Source organism: Streptomyces sp. TBY4 (genome assembly GCF_024213195.1).
GTDB lineage: Bacteria > Actinomycetota > Actinomycetes > Streptomycetales > Streptomycetaceae > Streptomyces.
In genome coordinates, this window is record NZ_JANAVF010000005.1 from 477,737 (window position 1) to 493,056 (window position 15,320).

General features: G+C 67.7%; 21 protein-coding genes. 3 read left to right on the forward strand and 18 right to left on the reverse strand.

The window, feature by feature from the left end; genetic code table 11:
- Positions 1-397: 397 nt before the first annotated feature.
- The 15 genes from NLX94_RS15535 to NLX94_RS39360 form a co-directional block, all read right to left on the reverse strand.
- Positions 398-1,873: a virulence-associated E family protein gene (locus tag NLX94_RS15535; protein WP_254383293.1), complete on the reverse strand. Its 1,476-nt coding sequence runs from the start codon at positions 1,871-1,873 to the stop codon at positions 398-400.
- 2 nt (positions 1,874-1,875) lie between these two features.
- Positions 1,876-2,718 (reverse strand): bifunctional DNA primase/polymerase, encoded by an 843-nt coding sequence (locus NLX94_RS15540; RefSeq protein WP_254383294.1) that lies wholly within the window; start codon positions 2,716-2,718, stop codon positions 1,876-1,878.
- Positions 2,715-3,386 (reverse strand): DNA cytosine methyltransferase, encoded by a 672-nt coding sequence (locus NLX94_RS15545; protein ID WP_254383295.1) that lies wholly within the window; start codon positions 3,384-3,386, stop codon positions 2,715-2,717. Before NLX94_RS15545 ends, NLX94_RS15540 begins: the two co-directional genes overlap by 4 nt.
- A complete protein-coding gene (locus tag NLX94_RS15550) occupies positions 3,383-4,114 on the reverse strand; it encodes a DNA methylase (protein ID WP_254383296.1) in 732 nt (243 codons plus the stop codon). The genes NLX94_RS15545 and NLX94_RS15550 overlap by 4 nt, the downstream gene beginning before the upstream one ends.
- 85 nt (positions 4,115-4,199) lie before the next feature.
- Positions 4,200-4,490, reverse strand: a complete 291-nt coding sequence (locus NLX94_RS15555) for a hypothetical protein (protein WP_254383297.1) — start codon at positions 4,488-4,490, stop codon at positions 4,200-4,202.
- 11 nt (positions 4,491-4,501) lie between these two features.
- Positions 4,502-4,951 (reverse strand): hypothetical protein, encoded by a 450-nt coding sequence (locus NLX94_RS15560; protein WP_374683955.1) that lies wholly within the window; start codon positions 4,949-4,951, stop codon positions 4,502-4,504.
- Between the two features lie 10 nt (positions 4,952-4,961).
- Entirely contained in the window at positions 4,962-5,150 is a 189-nt protein-coding gene (locus tag NLX94_RS15565) for a hypothetical protein (RefSeq protein WP_254383298.1), read from the reverse strand.
- A gap of 33 nt (positions 5,151-5,183) precedes the next feature.
- On the reverse strand, positions 5,184-5,381 hold the full coding sequence (locus NLX94_RS15570) for a hypothetical protein (protein ID WP_254383299.1): 198 nt from the start codon (positions 5,379-5,381) through the stop codon (positions 5,184-5,186).
- Positions 5,382-5,399: 18 nt separating this feature from the next.
- A complete protein-coding gene (locus tag NLX94_RS15575) occupies positions 5,400-5,651 on the reverse strand; it encodes a hypothetical protein (RefSeq protein ID WP_254383300.1) in 252 nt (83 codons plus the stop codon).
- Positions 5,652-5,790: 139 nt separating this feature from the next.
- Positions 5,791-8,001 carry a cell division protein FtsK gene (locus tag NLX94_RS15580; protein WP_254383301.1) on the reverse strand — a complete coding sequence of 737 codons (2,211 nt, stop codon included), beginning with the start codon at positions 7,999-8,001 and terminating at the stop codon, positions 5,791-5,793.
- 25 nt (positions 8,002-8,026) lie between these two features.
- Positions 8,027-8,269, reverse strand: a complete 243-nt coding sequence (locus NLX94_RS15585; protein ID WP_254383302.1) for a hypothetical protein — start codon at positions 8,267-8,269, stop codon at positions 8,027-8,029.
- The gene (locus tag NLX94_RS15590) at positions 8,266-8,643 is read right to left on the reverse strand and encodes an RRQRL motif-containing zinc-binding protein (RefSeq protein WP_254383303.1); all 378 of its coding nucleotides are present in this window, start codon (positions 8,641-8,643) and stop codon (positions 8,266-8,268) included. Before NLX94_RS15590 ends, NLX94_RS15585 begins: the two co-directional genes overlap by 4 nt.
- On the reverse strand, positions 8,640-9,488 hold the full coding sequence (locus NLX94_RS15595; RefSeq protein ID WP_254383304.1) for a DUF2637 domain-containing protein: 849 nt from the start codon (positions 9,486-9,488) through the stop codon (positions 8,640-8,642). Before NLX94_RS15595 ends, NLX94_RS15590 begins: the two co-directional genes overlap by 4 nt.
- Positions 9,485-9,673, reverse strand: coding sequence for a hypothetical protein (locus NLX94_RS15600; RefSeq protein WP_254383305.1), 189 nt, complete (start codon positions 9,671-9,673; stop codon positions 9,485-9,487). The genes NLX94_RS15595 and NLX94_RS15600 overlap by 4 nt, the downstream gene beginning before the upstream one ends.
- 91 nt (positions 9,674-9,764) lie before the next feature.
- Positions 9,765-9,929 (reverse strand): hypothetical protein, encoded by a 165-nt coding sequence (locus tag NLX94_RS39360; protein ID WP_308402433.1) that lies wholly within the window; start codon positions 9,927-9,929, stop codon positions 9,765-9,767.
- 573 nt (positions 9,930-10,502) lie between these two features.
- Here NLX94_RS39360 and NLX94_RS15610 point away from each other — a divergent pair.
- Entirely contained in the window at positions 10,503-11,273 is a 771-nt protein-coding gene (locus tag NLX94_RS15610) for a helix-turn-helix domain-containing protein (RefSeq protein ID WP_254383306.1), read from the forward strand.
- Complete coding sequence (locus tag NLX94_RS15615) at positions 11,270-11,743, forward strand: NUDIX hydrolase (protein WP_254383307.1); 474 nt, start codon at positions 11,270-11,272, stop codon at positions 11,741-11,743. The genes NLX94_RS15610 and NLX94_RS15615 overlap by 4 nt, the downstream gene beginning before the upstream one ends.
- On the opposite strand, the gene NLX94_RS15620 is transcribed toward NLX94_RS15615, so the two are convergent.
- The gene (locus tag NLX94_RS15620) at positions 11,731-12,300 is read right to left on the reverse strand and encodes an HD domain-containing protein (protein WP_254383308.1); all 570 of its coding nucleotides are present in this window, start codon (positions 12,298-12,300) and stop codon (positions 11,731-11,733) included. The two genes, NLX94_RS15615 and NLX94_RS15620, sit on opposite strands and share 13 nt — an antisense overlap.
- 11 nt (positions 12,301-12,311) lie before the next feature.
- Positions 12,312-12,758, reverse strand: coding sequence for a winged helix-turn-helix domain-containing protein (locus NLX94_RS15625; protein WP_254383309.1), 447 nt, complete (start codon positions 12,756-12,758; stop codon positions 12,312-12,314).
- 245 nt (positions 12,759-13,003) lie between these two features.
- Here NLX94_RS15625 and NLX94_RS15630 point away from each other — a divergent pair, with 245 nt between their 5' ends.
- The gene (locus NLX94_RS15630) at positions 13,004-14,305 is read left to right on the forward strand and encodes a hypothetical protein (protein WP_254383310.1); all 1,302 of its coding nucleotides are present in this window, start codon (positions 13,004-13,006) and stop codon (positions 14,303-14,305) included.
- Positions 14,306-14,765: 460 nt separating this feature from the next.
- Here NLX94_RS15630 and NLX94_RS15635 read toward each other — a convergent pair whose 3' ends face one another.
- A complete protein-coding gene (locus tag NLX94_RS15635) occupies positions 14,766-15,320 on the reverse strand; it encodes a hypothetical protein (protein ID WP_254383311.1) in 555 nt (184 codons plus the stop codon).

Here is a 15,320-nt window from a genome sequence, read left to right on the forward strand (position 1 = left end):
GCGTCATCTGCGTCATTTCGGCATCTGACCTGCGGTTTTGGGGTGACGCAGTGGGCGGCTGTGTGTCACCGGCTGCGTCACCTCGCGTCATTGGGTGTCAGAGGAGGTGACGCAGGTGACGCAGGATGACGCAGCCGTTGGCCGTCTGCGTCACCCGTGTATTCGCAGATCACAGGCCGTTTTGGGGCCTCTGGTGACGCGGGTGACGCAGCATCTCTTCTCTTAGGAAAAAGAGGGGGTGGTTTCTGTTGTGGTGCGCTCTGCTCAAGAGGAAGAAGGGGCCGCTTCGCGGCGCGACCCTTGCAGGGGCGGCAAGCCGCCGGACAGGCAAGAGGAGCACCCCCGCCCGGCGGGGCGTGCTCCTCTTGCTCGTACGGGTGCGACTTCGGGGCGCGGGTCAGAACGCCTCTTGCTGCTGGCCCGGCGGCTCGGCGGCCGGTCGGGTCATCGCGATGTAGCGGGCGGCTTTGGTGCGTCCCCAGTCGACGAGGACGCCGCGGGCGGCGAGGGTCGGTTGGAGCCGTTTGAGGCGGTCGGAGAAGACCTTGCCGGTGGTGGGCCACCCCTTGGGAAGGGGCCGGAAGTCCTCGCCCGCGTAGAGCTGGGTGACGGTGTGCAGCCACTCCGCCGACGTCATCCGGACCTCCTCGCCCGGCTCGGCGCCGGCAGCGTGCTTGAGGACGGTCTGTGCCATGAGGTCGCCCTCGATCACGTCGTCGTTGAGTTCGTCCAGGCCCGCCCGGTAGGCGTTCAGGGCCCCGAAGCCGCTCGCGGCGTCGAGCTGCGCGCACAGGTGGGCAAAGTCGGCCATGCGCAGGTCGGCGGGGATGTCGGCCTCGGCGGCCCGGACCTTGACGGTCAGGTCCAGGAGGGAACCGAGGATGACCGGCAGAACCTGCGCGTACTCCGCCCACAGCTCCGCCTCGGTCCGCCGCACCCGAGGCCGCACCAAGCGCAGGGGGAGAAGGCGTTCGGCGAGGTCGGGGCGGATGACGCCCACGTCGATGCCGGTCAGCAGGAGCGGCCGGCGGTAGCGGGAGCGGTAGACGTCGCCGTCGCTGAACAGCGCCCGCTTGATGCTCTCGGCACCGGTCACGATGCAGCACATCAGATCGGACAGGTCAGGCGGCAGGTGCGAGAGGTTGTCCAGGGCCGTGATCCATCCGGCGGCCACGGCCGTGATCAGGTTCTCCTCGTCCTTCGGCGCGCGCCGAAGGTCCCCGGTCATGCCCTCAACGATCCGCATCAGCATGCGAGCCGCAGTGGACTTCCCCGCGCCCTGGGGGCCGGTGAGGAACGGGGCGGGGACGGGTACGGACGGCTCCAGGCAGCCGATCACCCAGGCGACGGCCAGGCACTCGCTCTCCGCCCCGGCGAAGTTGCACAGCCGCAGCAGAGCGTCGATGCCCTTCCCGTCGGTGTCCCCCTCGGGAAGGGGCAGTTCGCCAGTGAGCTGGGTGCGCCGCCAGCACACCTCACGCGGGTCGGGGACGCGGATGTCCCAGCCGGTGGGGTGGATACGGACGGACTGCCCGTCGTCGCGTCCCAGGTCCAGCCAGGTCGCACCGTCGAATCCCGGGGCGACCCGGATGTGGGTGGCCTGGACCTCCTGGCTGAGGGCGAGTGCTTCGATCAAGTCCAACGCCTCCTTGAGGGCGGTGCCGTTGAAGGAGCCGATCCCGTCGTTGTAGAGGCCAACCATGAGTTCCTGCCGGTGGCTGCCGGTCGTGCCCTGGGAGCGGATCGGCCGGGCGACGGGGTGGCCGTTCTTCTGCGCGTACACGGTGCCTTCGGTGGTGCGGAAGTACCGGAAATGCTGCTGCGCGTAGTCCGTGATGATCTGCCGGGCCGGGGTCTTCTCGTCCTCGGGCACGGTCACATCCCCAATGCGGTGCGGGCGTTGGTCCAGGCGTCCTCGCAGTGCCGGACGGATTCGCCCTTGCCCTGCGCGGCGGTGAACAGCCGCGCGGTGTGGGCCTCGGTCAGGCAGCCGCACCTGCCATGGGCCGACAGCACGGTGAGGAACGTCCGGTACACGGTCTTGTGGATGGTGGCGGTCGCCGCGGTGATGCACTGCTCGGCCATGGCGATGCCGCGCTCCAGGTAGGCGGGCGAGCGGTGCGGGCACTGCCCACCCCCGGCCGGCACCGCCACGATGACGGGGCGGGTCTGCTGGACGGTGGGTTCCTTCACGACGAGCGAGCGCACGGCGTCCGGCAGCACGGCCATCGTTCCGGCGCCGGGGCCGCGCCAGCGGACGTAGGACATCGTGGACTTCACGTCGGCCCCGGGGCGGACCCCGTTCTTCGACGGCATGGTGCCCCGGTAGATCCAGTGCTCGCCCCGCGTCGTCGGGACGACCGTGGTGGCGGGCAGGGTCTGGCGGGCCCAGGCGACGGCTTCGGCGTCGTCCAAGTCCACCACGGTCAGACCGCCGCCACCGGGGTGGTAGGCGACGGCCCCGGCCTGGCGCCAGGCGCGGGCCCAGGCCGGGCCGGTGATGACGTCGGGGTCGGTTGTGGCGGCTGCCCAGGCGTGGCAGGGGGCCGGGCACTGGCAGGGGCCCGCGGCCTTCATGTGGGGCCGGTCCCCGCACGCCGAACGGGTGCAGCCCGGGCAGTTCCCGAACGGCTCCTTCCCCTCCCGGAGCGGCAGGACCGGCAGACCGACCCCGGCGAGCCAGAGGGCGGTTCGCAGGTGTCCGGTGGTGTTCCTCATGCGGCTGCCTCCGCCTCGTGGGTGAGGTACTGGTCGGCGATCCATTCGGTGTAGGCGGGGGGTACGGCCTGGCGGGCTTCGGTCTTGTTCATCCAGGTGCAGCCCATGGCGTCCGCGTACGCGCGCTCGCCCTTGTGCTGGAAGGCCAAGAGGCCCTTGTGGTGCCAGCAAGGGGGCAGGAGGTCGCCACCACCGGCCCAGGAGGTTTCGAAGGCGCGGTGGCGGCGGACGTTCAGGCCGAACTGCGTCCCGCACAGGAGGTAGTCGGCACGGAGGGTGCCGTCCCAGGCGGCCTCAGGGACGTTCTCCAGGGCCCACGGCCGTCCGGAGGCCTGCATGAGCCTCTTGCCGGGGGTGATCAGGTCGGGATGGTCGTCGCGGCTGCCGCGCCAGGCGGTGACCCGGGCCTTGTTCTGACACGGCCACGACGCGTGGATCAGCTCGTACTCCTCGACCTCGCCCGTGGTGATGATCCGGTCGAGGTATTCGAGGGCGTCGGCCTGGTGGAAGGCGAAGGGGTAGTTCGGCATGGGGTGGATGTCGATGCCGGTGACGTCGAATCCGGCAAGGTAGTAGCCCATCGAGAGGCCGCCGGCGCCGCAGCACAGATCCAGTACACGCATACCGTTCGGGCGCCGCAGCGGGAGCACCATCGTGGACGCGCTCATGCGGCTACCGCCCCGGCGAGGGTACGGGTGAGGAAGACACGGCCGAGCCACTGGGAGTAGGCCGGGGGAATGGCTTCGGTCAGTTCCTCCCGGACGTCGGTCCAGTCGATCCCCATCGCGGCCTGCATCTCGGTGACGGTGGCCTTCCCGCCGCCGGAGCCGTACGCGGCGACGTACGGTCCGTCGAAGTACTGTCCGTGCCGCCAGCCGCGTACCCGGCCACGGTGCTTGGGGTGGACGGGCTGAGATGTGGTCCAGCCGCCCAGCTCGAAGTTGCGGTGGCGGAGCACTCCGAGAGCGAACTGTTCGCCGCACAGGGTGATGTCGCGGCGGACGGGGGCTTTGCCGTTGGGCTGCTCGATCATGTACGGGAGCCCTGTGGTGTCGAGCAGGGCCCGAAGTTCGGGGATGAGCTGGACGTGGGTGCGGCCCCAGCCCATGGCCCGGTTGGTGCCGATGGTCAGCGCGCATCCGTCCTGGCAGGGCGGGGAGGCGTGGATGAACGAGTACGCGCCGATTTCCCCGGACTCGATCAGCGCTGCGAGGACCGCGAGGGCATCGCCCTGCTGGAAGGCGAACGGGTATCGGGCCGATCGGTCGATGATGTCGACGCCGGTCACATCGAATCCGGCGCGGTGGTAGCCCATGGCGGCGCCGCCGGCACAGCAGAACAGGTCCAGCAGGGCCGGGCGCTGGTGTGCTCGCAGGATGGGGGTGGTCTGAGTCATGCTTGGGGTCTCCTGTTTCTGCGAAGGGACGGAGAAGCCGGGGCGGTCGCGGTCTTGTGGTGAGAGGCGACCGCCCCGGGCACAGCTACAGGTCGGTAAGCGCGGCGGTGGGGATCTCGTAGACGTCGATGACGTCCTTCACTCCGTGCCAGCGGCCCGGGGTGTGGTGGATGTAGACCACGTGCAGCGGGATGCCGTCGCGGCTGGTGAAGGCGTAGACGTTCACCGCGTCCACGTTCTGCGGGCTCTTACGGGCGCTGCGGATGTGGGACAGAACCGAGATCACCGTGAGGCGTTCGGGCCGGTACCGGGCCCCGTCAACCTGGGTGTGCAGGGTGGGGTGCTGGGTCGCGGCGAGGGTGGGGCTGTGGCTCATGGAGGGCTCCTTCAGTTGTGGAAGTGGTTGCGCTTGATGACGGCCCGGCGGATGTTGACTACCGTTCCGCCAGTGCGGCCGTGGTTGTTGCCGAGGACCTGGGTGGCGATCCATCCGCCGAAGATGACGGCGGCCAGGATGACGAGCTGCTGGATCAGCGCGGCGACGGCGGCGATGAAGGTGGTCAGGAGCATCAGTCCGCCGCAGGCCGCGGCGAAGCCGATGCCGCCGAGGGCGATGTTGACGGCGAGCGGGTTGATGGCCGGCCGCTCCGCGGCGGGCTCGGGGGCCTTCGTGGGGGCGATGGCGTAGCCGGTGATGATCCGGCCGTCCGGGAGCTGGATCGTCTGGACGTCCGGCAGCGGGTGCGGCTGCTGGACGACGACCAGCGGCGCCGGGGCCATGGGGACCGGCCGGTGAATCTCGGCGGTCTCCCAGCGGGTCGGGTCGTGGTGGTTCAAGGGGTGCCTCCTACAGGTCGGGTATGGCGTTGATGACGGAGGTGACGATCTCGGTGACGGCGGGGGCGGCTCCGGTGGAGGCGAGGTAGAAGCCGAACATCACGGCGACGAAGGCGGAGCCGACGCCGAGGGTCTTGGAGCGCAGGAGCAGTGCGAGGAGGAGCCCGAAGAGGGCGACGAGGGTGATGGTGACGGCCATAGGAGGCCTCCTTGCTCGGGGTTGGAGGAGGGGCTACTTGCGGCGCTTGGCGCGGGCGTCCTCGCGGGCCTGGGCGACCTCGCGGATGCGGTCGATCTCGTTCTCGATCCGCTTGGTGGACTTGCCGCGCTGCTGGCGCCGGACGGCCTTGGCGCCGAGGTAGACGACGCGGGCGAGTTCGCCGAGGCTGTGCGGGTCCTTGTCGGTGAGCGCGTACTTCTCGCGGGCCATGACGGTGCTCCCTTGGGGTTAGCGGGTGCCGGCGCGGTGGATGCGGGCGGCGCGGTTGTGGAGGCGGCGGCCGACGCGGACGCGTATGCCGTGGCCGTGGCAGCGGCGGCAGACCTTGCCGCGCTTGGGTCGTCCCTTGCGGTCGGTCTTGAGGAGCTGGCCGACGCCGTCGCACTTGCGGCAGGTGCCGAACGGGGACAGCCAGCACCTGACGCCATAACCGAGGGTGACGACGAGTAGGCAGGCGCTAGCGAGCAGGGCAAGGCTCATTGGGGCCCTCCTGGGCGGGTTTTCGGGGTTTTCGCAGGTGGGCCGCTAGACGCTAGCAACCTGATCAGGTGCGGTGTGGGTCGCTAGCGAGGTTGCTAGGTCTAGCGACGTGGGTTGCTAGACCTAGCGGCCTCTCGGGCTACTTCGCGGCCCGGTTCTTGTCACGCTTGGTGATGGCGTCGACGATGTGCTGACGCTCGATGCCGCGCCGGTTGGCGCCCTTGCCGGTGTCCGTCTTGCCCCACACCTGGTCGGTCTTGATGCCGAACGGCTTGAGGACGGTGCCGAGCTGGTCGGCCTTCGCGCGGCCCTCCAGCTCGGCCCACGGCCCGTAGCTGCCGGGGTCGAGTTCGGCGAGGCGGTCAACGATGACCTCCGACCACACCTTGTCCTCGGAGCGGCCCAGCACGGTGGCGATGTCGTCCAGGATCGCGTCCGCACTGCGGGGAGCGGGGACCTCGCCGATCGCGTCGCCGGTCAGGGTTCCTTCCTCCTCGCGCAGGGCGCGGGCACGGACGAGGATGCTGTCGGCGTCGCGGCCGTCGGCGAGGTAGGTGCGCACGATCCCCGAGTCGTCGCTCATGCCCTTGAGGAGGCCGACGCCCTTGTGGGACTTCAGGAGGCGGGAGGCGTCCAGGCCCTCGGAGTACGAGCCGGCGCCGAGAACGACGTCGGACACCTGCCAGGAGCCGACCCGCAGGGAGAACCGGGCCTGGTGCTGGTCACGCAGGACGGAGGGGCAGGCCTGGTCGTCGGGCTTCTGGGTGGAGTTCATGACCGAGACCCCGACGGCCGGCGCGACCCGGGCGAGGTAGACCAGCAGGTCAAGGATCGTCTTGCCGTGGGCGGGGTGTTGCAGGTACTCCTGCACCTCGTCCAGGACCACGAGGGTGAGGGGCATGTTCATCTTCTTGTCCCGGGAGAGTTCCGGGGTGAGCTTGCCCTCGGGGCAGATGTGCAGGGGCAGTTCGGACAGGCGGTGGTAGCGATCCTCGACGTCGGCCTTCAGCTCCATCAGGGCGTTGATGAGGTGCTCTACGGGGTCGAAGCCGTTGCGGGGCACGATGCCGAACCCGATCCGGTGCGCGACCTTGGAGAACGACCTCCAGTCCGGCGAGGCCTTCCCGTCGAACAGGATGATCCGCACGTACGGATCCAGGGCCGCGGCCAGGACGATGGAGCGGGCGGAGAACGTCTTGCCCTGGCGGGGGACGGCGCCGACCAGGAGGGACAGCCACAGCATGCTGGCCATGACCGGGTTGCCGCGCTCGTCCACGCCCCACGGGAACGGCTTCCAGAAGTCCACCCTCGTCGCACCGAGCAGCGGGGTGCGGCCGGCGGGGACGGCGAGCGGGTCGCGGTCGGCGATCCACATCGACACCCGGCGGGCACTGGTCTCGTCGCGGTCGAGGAAGAGCTGGGTGGGTGAGATGTCGATGCCCGAGGCGAGCGGCACATGCTTCTTCAGCGCGTCCTCGAACGTCTTGCCGTAGGGCAGGTCGACCACGACCCGCCACCCGTCCCCGTCACGGCCGATCGGGCGGGGGAAGGCGATCCCCTGATCCTTGACGGTCAGGCCGGCGGCAGCGAAGGCGCGGGTGATGATGTCGGAGGACAGGCGCCGCTTGCGGAAGGTGACCTTCGCCCGGTCGATGAGCGGCTTGTCCGCCGGGGCCCCGACCACGCCGAGCGTGGTGGTCAGCGCGGCAATGGACAGCATCAGCATCCATGACGGGGCCATGACGTAGACGGTCAGGGCGGCGGCCAGGCCGACGAACCCGGCGACCGCGGCGACGATGCCGCGAAGGCGTACGCGGTCGTTGCGCTGCCGGGACAGGCTCAGGTACTCCCCCGCGTCCTCGGCCCGGACGGCGGCGAGGCGCAGGTTCTTGCCCTCGGCGTCGAACACCCACCGGCCGGCCGCGGCCGACCAGCGCCAGGCCCCGCGGGGGGCGTAGGCCAGGATCTTCGGCGTGTAGACCACCGGGAGTCGGAGTGCGTGGTACCCGACGAGGGTGGAGTAGTGGCGGACGGCCCAGCGTCGGACGGCGGTCCGCTGGTTGGGGAGCTTGACCCAGTCGGGCAGGACCGGCTGACGGGTCTTGTCGTGGGCCTGCATCCACTCCGCGACCGACGGCGGGTACACCTGCCGGGGCGGGTCGACCGGGGCGCCGTCGGTGATGTCGCTGGTCTCGTCGTCGGTGTCGGGGAGTTCGGCCTGCCACTCACCGGGCCGGACCTCGCCCACGCCGGGGGCGTCGGGTCCGGGGGTCTTCTTGGGGAAGGGCATCACCTTGGCCGTGTGCTCGTCCGGGTCGTCGTGGTGCGGGAACGGGGTGGTCTCGGTCACGATGGTTCGACTCCTTCGAGTGGGCTCAGGCGGTGGGGCGGGGGATGGCGCGGCAGGTCTCGGCGTGCTTCTGGGCGTCGCGCTTGGCGCCCTCGGTCATGTAGTTGAGGCAGACGGAGATGTCCCGCTCGCAGCCCCGGCAGGTCGCCGTGGTCCGGTCGCGGTCCTGGCTGATGTCGACGGTGGCCTCGTGGTCGCCGGTGATCTCGGCGGCCTTGGTCAGGTAGCGGGCGATGACGCCGGCGGGCCATACGGTCGTGCTGGTCACGGAGCGGCTCCTTCGGGGTAGGCGCAGGGGATGCACATGCCGAGCTGAGCGGGGATGACGTATCCCGCGTCGCGCCGGCATTCGGGGCAGGTACGACGGGCGGTGTTGGCCTTGGCCAGCGCGGCCGTCTTGGCCGGCGTCATCGGCCGGACCGGTTTCGCACGGTCGACGCGGTACAAGAACGCGGTCAACGGGCCGCGCCGAAACCGCGGACGTAAGACCTGTCCGACGATGTCCTGTCCGCCGGGGCGGAGCCCGAGGGCGCGGAGCTGGCGGCGGGTTGCAAGGCCATCGGGGGCCAGGCGCCAAGGGAAGGTGGGTATCCCGTGGACGGCCCCGGTCGGGTCGAAGCAGCGGGCGAACGTCAGGCTCATCCGGCCACCGCCCCGGCCGCGGTCGCCTGGTCGGCGCGCTCGGCCTTGAGGGTGTCCCGCAGGGTGCGGCCGTTGGCCGACGAGGTGCGGACCGCTTTGCGGATCGCCTCCGCCGTCAGCTCGGCGTCCGGCCAGTCGGCGGTAGCCGACCGGGCCTCGCCGAGAAGTTCGTTCGGGGTGCGGGTCGGTCGAGGCGTGCGGGCCGACTCCGGCACCCGACCGGTCGCCCGACGCGGGGCGTGCTGCACCGCGGCGACCGCCAGGACCGGGGCCGACTGCGGCAGCTCGACCGGCACGAGGTCAGCCGACTCAATGGCGGGGAGTTCGGGCACCTCAGCCGGGGCTGCGAGGGTCGACTTGGGCAGGTCAGACCCCAACCGATTTGCGGTGGGCTGATCTGATTCATCCTGATCTGCGATCCGGGCCGGTCGGTGGTGCAGGACCTTCGCTACGAGGTCGGAGCCGAAGAAGATGGACCCGACCGGAAGCGAGGTCGCCAGCAGCACGAGGACCCAGTTGGCGGGGTCCCAGTCGGCCAACTGCACACGTCCACCGCCGTGCAGCTCGGGGACCAGGCCGTGCACGTAGTTGAGGACCAGCGAGGCGACCGTGTACCCGGCCAGCACCCGCAGGGCGAACGTCTTGTCCTTGCCGGTGAGTACGAGGGTGGCGACCAGGGCCAGGGCCATCAGGCCGTCGACCACGAACGGGTAGAGCAGGGCGGCCGTGCCGTCCGCGCCGACCGTCCGCGCCACGTCCCGCTGAGCGTTCCACGAGACCCGGAAGGCCATCGCGACCACGCCGACGAGAGCGGCGACCAGCAAGCCCTTGGCGGTGCGGTTCATGCCGCACCGCCAATCGCGCGGCGGCGCCGGGCCCAGCCGACGTGCTGGACGCACCAGCCAGCCCCCGCACCTGCCAGCAGCCAAGCTTCATGCAGCGCGACGGCACCCGGTACGGCCACCAGCACCGCCAGCGAACCGGCCCAGATCAGGTACTGATCCAGGGACCGACGAAGGTTCGCGCTCATGCCGCGGCCCCCTTGCGGGAGCGGGCCCGGCGGCGGGCCGCCGGCCGGATGAGCGGGACGACGCTGAACAGCTCCGGGGCGCTGGCCTCGATCACCCGGGCGGCGACCCGGGACACGTCGTCGCATCCAGACGGGCCGCACGCTCCTCGACGCTCTCACCCTCCACGCCGAGCCACAGCTCCAGCGGGGTACCAAGAGCCAGCTCGATGAACTCATTGACGCTAACGGCCTCCTGGCCGCCGATGTACGTACGCATGTGGATCTCTCCTGCCGAGCGAAGGGATCCGGGGCAGTCTCGGTCCGTGGTGAGAGGCGACCGCCCCGGGGTGGAGTTGCACACAGAGCCCCAGCACACGGGGCCCGCGCTCCGGCCAGGAGTCGAACCTGACCTACGACCATCGGAGCAACACGGAGGGCGAAGCCCTCCGATCACGCAATGCCGGATCCGCCGAGAAGGCGGATCCGGGCAGGCACCTGGCCCGACATGGGCGGTCGGGGTGGTGGCCTGCACCCATCGACCACACCTGCGCATGTGGCTGGGTCGGCACGCTCTTCAGTTCTCAAGCAACGGACGCGGCCTTCGTACTCACCCCGCGGGGCTTTCCTCCGGGCGTTCCATGAGGAACATGTATTACGTGTTCCTCATCTTGCAGAGAAGGATTCGCTCCGTCAAGCCCTTCGGCTTTTTTGGGGTTCTGCGAGTCCCTCGCTCGATCTGCTTCCAGATTGGCCTCAGCGGCGAAGACGATCGACCCCGCACATGTACGACTTGTGGACGACTTCGCTACGGTGAAGTCGCACCAAGTCGTCCCAGGGGGGAGAGCACGGCATGGCCAACGAACGACTGCGCGGCGCGATCATCGAGAGCGGCCTGACGCTCGATCAAGTTGGGGCGCGCTTAGGGGTGTCGGCGAAAACGGTGGAGCGCTGGATCGGCGATCCGAAGCGCAAGCCCTACCGGCGCTTCCAGTACGCCGCCGCCTCACTGCTTCAGTGCGAGATGTCCTACCTCTGGCCGGAGGAACGGACATCTGCCGAGGTGACAGAGGCGGGAAACGCAGAGCTGATCAAGCTGTATCCGCACCGCTCCGTCGTACCGAACCGCTTGTGGCCACAGCTCTACGCGAAGGCGAAGGAGCACTTCGACGTGCTCGTCTACTCCGGCTTCTGGCTCACCGAGGACTCCGCATTCCACCAGGTCGTGAAGGAGAAGTCAGCGGCCGGCGTCTCCATCCGCTTCATGCTCGGCGAACCGGAGAGCCCGGCCGTCGCGGTGCGCGGTGCAGATGAGGGCATCGGACCCGCCATGGCCAGCAAGGTTCGGAATGCCCTCGTCAACTACGGGCCCCTCTTCGGACTCCCGGGGGTGGAGTTCAGGCTGCACGCCACGACCCTCTACAACTCGATCTACCGGGCTGACGACGAGATGCTGACCAACGGCCACCTGTACGGGGTCGGCGCGTACATGGCCCCAGTCCTGCACATCCAGCGGGTGCCAGGGGGTGAACTGTTCGATGCGTACGCTGAGAGCATCGAACGGGTCTGGGAGTCGGCCAGGCCCATCGCGTCTCCCGTCGACTTCGGAGGTCCACACGCATGAGCCGAATCGACTACTTCCGCGACCCCAACGCGCCGGCCGCCAACTCCGTGGTCCCCTCGGTCACCGCGGTCGTCCGTGACGATGCCGGACGGCTGCTCATCATCCACAAGACCGACAACGACCTGTGGGCGCTTCCCGGAGGTGGCCACGACATCGGCGAGAGCATCGGCGACACGGTCGTACGGGAGGTGGAGGAGGAAACGGGGATCACGGTCGAGATCGACAGTATCTCGGGCCTCTACACCGACCCTCAGCACGTGCTCGCGTACGACGATGGGGAAGTGCGGCAGCAGTTCTCGATCTGCTTCCGCGCCCACCCGACCGGCGGTTCGCTTCGGACGAGTAGCGAGTCGAAAGAGGTCCGCTGGATGGATCCGGCGGACCTCGACGACCTAGATATCCACCCGTCCATGAGGCTGCGCATCCAGCACGGTCTGGACGACTCGCGGAGTGCGCCCTACATCGGCTGATCTCCGGTGGCCGCCTTGGCCATACGGGATTCCACACGCTCCGCGGCTGCGTGGATCTCCGGTGCCGCCCGCTGGATGAAGCGGCCAACGATCGTGTCCGGCCCGTACCGCTCCACGATCTCGGCCAGCCGTCGCGTCGGCGTGGTGTGGAGCCCGTCCGGCGTAGTCGTCATGTCGCAGAACAGGAGCGCGTCCACGAGGTCGGGGCGTTCCAGCTCGAACTCGCTCTCCAGCTCGTGCCGGAGCCCTCGCTCCTCGGCCTCCAGGAGGGCGCAGGAGTGATGGGCCACGAGGCGGACAACCCGTTCGTCCGCGCCCTCCTGGTCGCGGAGGAACCGGGCCCCGTCCAGCGGGTGGAAGCCGGTGGTGGCGAGGCTCGGCGAGTAGCCGATGTCGTGCAGCACCGCAGCTGCTTCCAGCAGCTCCGCATCGGCGCTGAGGATCGGTCCCAGGGAGCGAGCGCGCTCGGCGACCCCGAGCGAGTGCACCCATCGGCGCGGCAGCGGATCAGACAGCAGCAATTCGGAGAGCGAGTACGCCCACGTAGTCAGTCCCATGACGGCCAAGGCTACGGCCGGCCGGTCTGAGTGGGGAGGTCACGTACGGTGCGCCCCTTGCCGTGGACAGTGTCGAGCAAGCCAGTCCCCTCCATCTGAGCAAGGGCACGGCGCACCGCCGTGCGGGATACGCCGAAGCGCTCGCAGAGCTTCGCCTCGGACGGGTACGCATCTCCGATCGCGAGCGGTTCTTCTGCGATCAGATCAGTCATCCGCTCCGCAAGGGATCGCCGGTCGCCGCCTCGCGCAACGCGCCACCCGATCCCGGGCGCCGACTCTAGGGTCCCCTCAGCTTCGAGGACCTTAAGAGCTCGTCGAATCGTGTTCCTGGAAACGCCGTGCTCGCGGACGAGATCGGCCTCGGATGGGAGCACGTCAACGATGACGCCCTCTTCGACCCTTTTACGCAGTGCTTCCGAGATGACCAGGTAGGTCCCCCGCGGACTGACCTCCGACACTTGCTCTCCCGTCTGTGTGATGGCTCGCCGCCAAGAGTGCCACGCACTCTCGGCGACGGGCCGAACCACTGCCTCAAGCCCGCCTACAGAACCGGGCAGACACCCGAGGATCCCTACATCGCTGGAACCTACGCCGACCACACGCGGACAACAAACCTCTGACCATTTCACGCCTTTCACCCACCTCCATCTGCCCAAACTGAGAAGATGACGCCCACTCATCTAATCCGAGCTGGAGGTCCTTGATGGCTACATCACCTACTTCATTCACGGTGGATAAAGAATCCCTCCTCGTCGGCGTTCGGCTGCTCTTCCCGGACGCCGAAGGAACTGACGACGGCATCGTCATAAAAGATGGCTTGACTATCGCTGGTCGCACAATAGACCGCATCAAGACAAGCGAGATCGACGAGATAGCCAAGACCCTACGAGAATGCATCTCAGTCAGCACAAGCGCAGTCCACTGGACAGACAAGGCCGAATTTACGGTCATCCCGCTCAACGATCACGGATTCTTTGACGGAATCTTCGGAGAACGGCAAATTGGGGAACAGGGCGAAGAAGGAGTCTCCTACAAGGTAGGAAAGCCATCTTCAGTTTTTATCGCGCACCTGCTTTGCTCGCTGGCACAGAATAGCGAAGTACTGAAGACGCCGCGCTGGAATGGCATCAAAAGGCGTACTCGCATGGTACGAAACAACCCAAAATACAGAAACCTTGAGCCCATCGATGGCCTGCTCGACTTGATCGCGGAACTCGTCATGACCACCACACTGCAGATCGACGCGAGCAAGCCGAGAGTCGATTTCGACACCCTCGCCAACGGATTTCTATTCCATGCCGCATACAACCTTGACGCGGCAGCACGCCTTGGAAGCGATTCCACCTTTGGTCCGCCGAGGATCCAAAGAGTTCGCCGAATGAAGGAGCTGGAGCTCGACGCTCCACGCCAGTCCTACAACACTGATCTAATCCACCACTACCTCATGGGCGTTGCGGCAGAAATCCCCCTCCTTGAATACCTGTCCTACTACCACATCGCCGAACATTTCTTCGAGAAAGTATTCAATGACGACTTGATTGAACAGGTAAGGAAAGGCATCACAGATCCATCCTTCTCGGTCCGCCGCGCAAAAGATATTCAATCGATAATCAAGACCGTCAATTCGGCACAGAAGCAAGTAAGGGAGGAGGGTGGAGTCAATGAGCAGCGCGCTCTCGAACTCGTCCTCGCAAAGTTCATCGACATTGACCGGCTCATCTCGGATCTGAACGCATGGGACGGAACGCTCGTAGCGCACTACAAGACCACCGGGGTCCCATTTGCCGACGCAGGAAGAGTGGACCTCCAGGCGACCGACAGTAATGAAATAAAGAAAGCTCTCGCAAAGCGCATCTACAAGGTGAGAAATTCTCTAGTGCACGCAAAAGACGGCGCGCTTCCCAGATATGCGCCCTTCGCCCACGACGCCGAACTCTCCAAAGAAATCCCTCTAATTCGATTCACTTCAGAGCAGATTGTTATCGCACACGGGAAGGCCCTTTAATCCACGGTTTCAGCGCAGTCTGCTGCCCACATCCGGAGCGGCATTAGCCGTGACCAGCGGCCACGTGAGTGGCTGTGCCTGAAGGCCTCGACCGCATGCAGATCTGCGAGTCCTACGGGGCAGGAAGGTTCCCGCTTGCTTCAGAACAAAGCGCTCGCCAACCCATCCGGAAGTCTGCCGCCCCCTAAGGCATGAGCCGGCGCGTCTCAGTTCCCGTCTCGTTCATCCCCGTACCCGGCCGTCCGAAGCCGTTCACGCAGCTGTGGTGATCTCTGGACGCGTACGGGATTGAACGTCCTCGAACGCGCCCGAATCATGCGCTGCCTGACGTGGACAAACCTGCAAAGCGAGTTACGCCGGTTCGATTCCGGTCACGGCTTCCGGACCGAAGGCCGCTCAGGGGAAGGCGCTCCCCTGAGCGGTCTTCGCCGTCTCCTCGCAGCCATCCGGCCGGTACCCGTTACGCGGCGCAGCGCAACTGCTTCGTGGCGAACTGGTGGAACGGCTCCATCATCTCGGTGAAATAGGCTCGCGGATCCTCCGGCTTGCCCACCCCGGAGCCGCTGGTAAGGACCAGCTCCACCTTGAAGGCGCCCTCGGGGCTGTTGCACGTGAAGGAAATCGCCGCGCCGCTGTCCCAGACGATCCCACCGCTTCCGATCGTGATCCTGTCGGGATTCTCCTTCTCCCAGCTGAACCAATGGAAGTTCTGCTCCACCGAAATCCGCGAGGCACGGGCGCTGAAACGGGTGTCCCCATCGACATAGAGGTGACACGAGGTCCCCTTGTCGTTCTGGGGCAGAGCGAACACGGCCGGCGAATCGTCACGGACCTTGTTTCCGTTGCCGGCCGTCCGGGCCACGTCCTTGCCCGCGAAGGCGCCCACACCCCAGCAGACACGGTCCGGCAGCGGTGCCGCGCCCGGTCCTGTCCGGCCTGAGCATGCGGACAGGACCAGGACCAGGACCGCGGTGATCGCGCTCGCGGCGAAGCCGGGGAACGGCTTGAGCGCCAT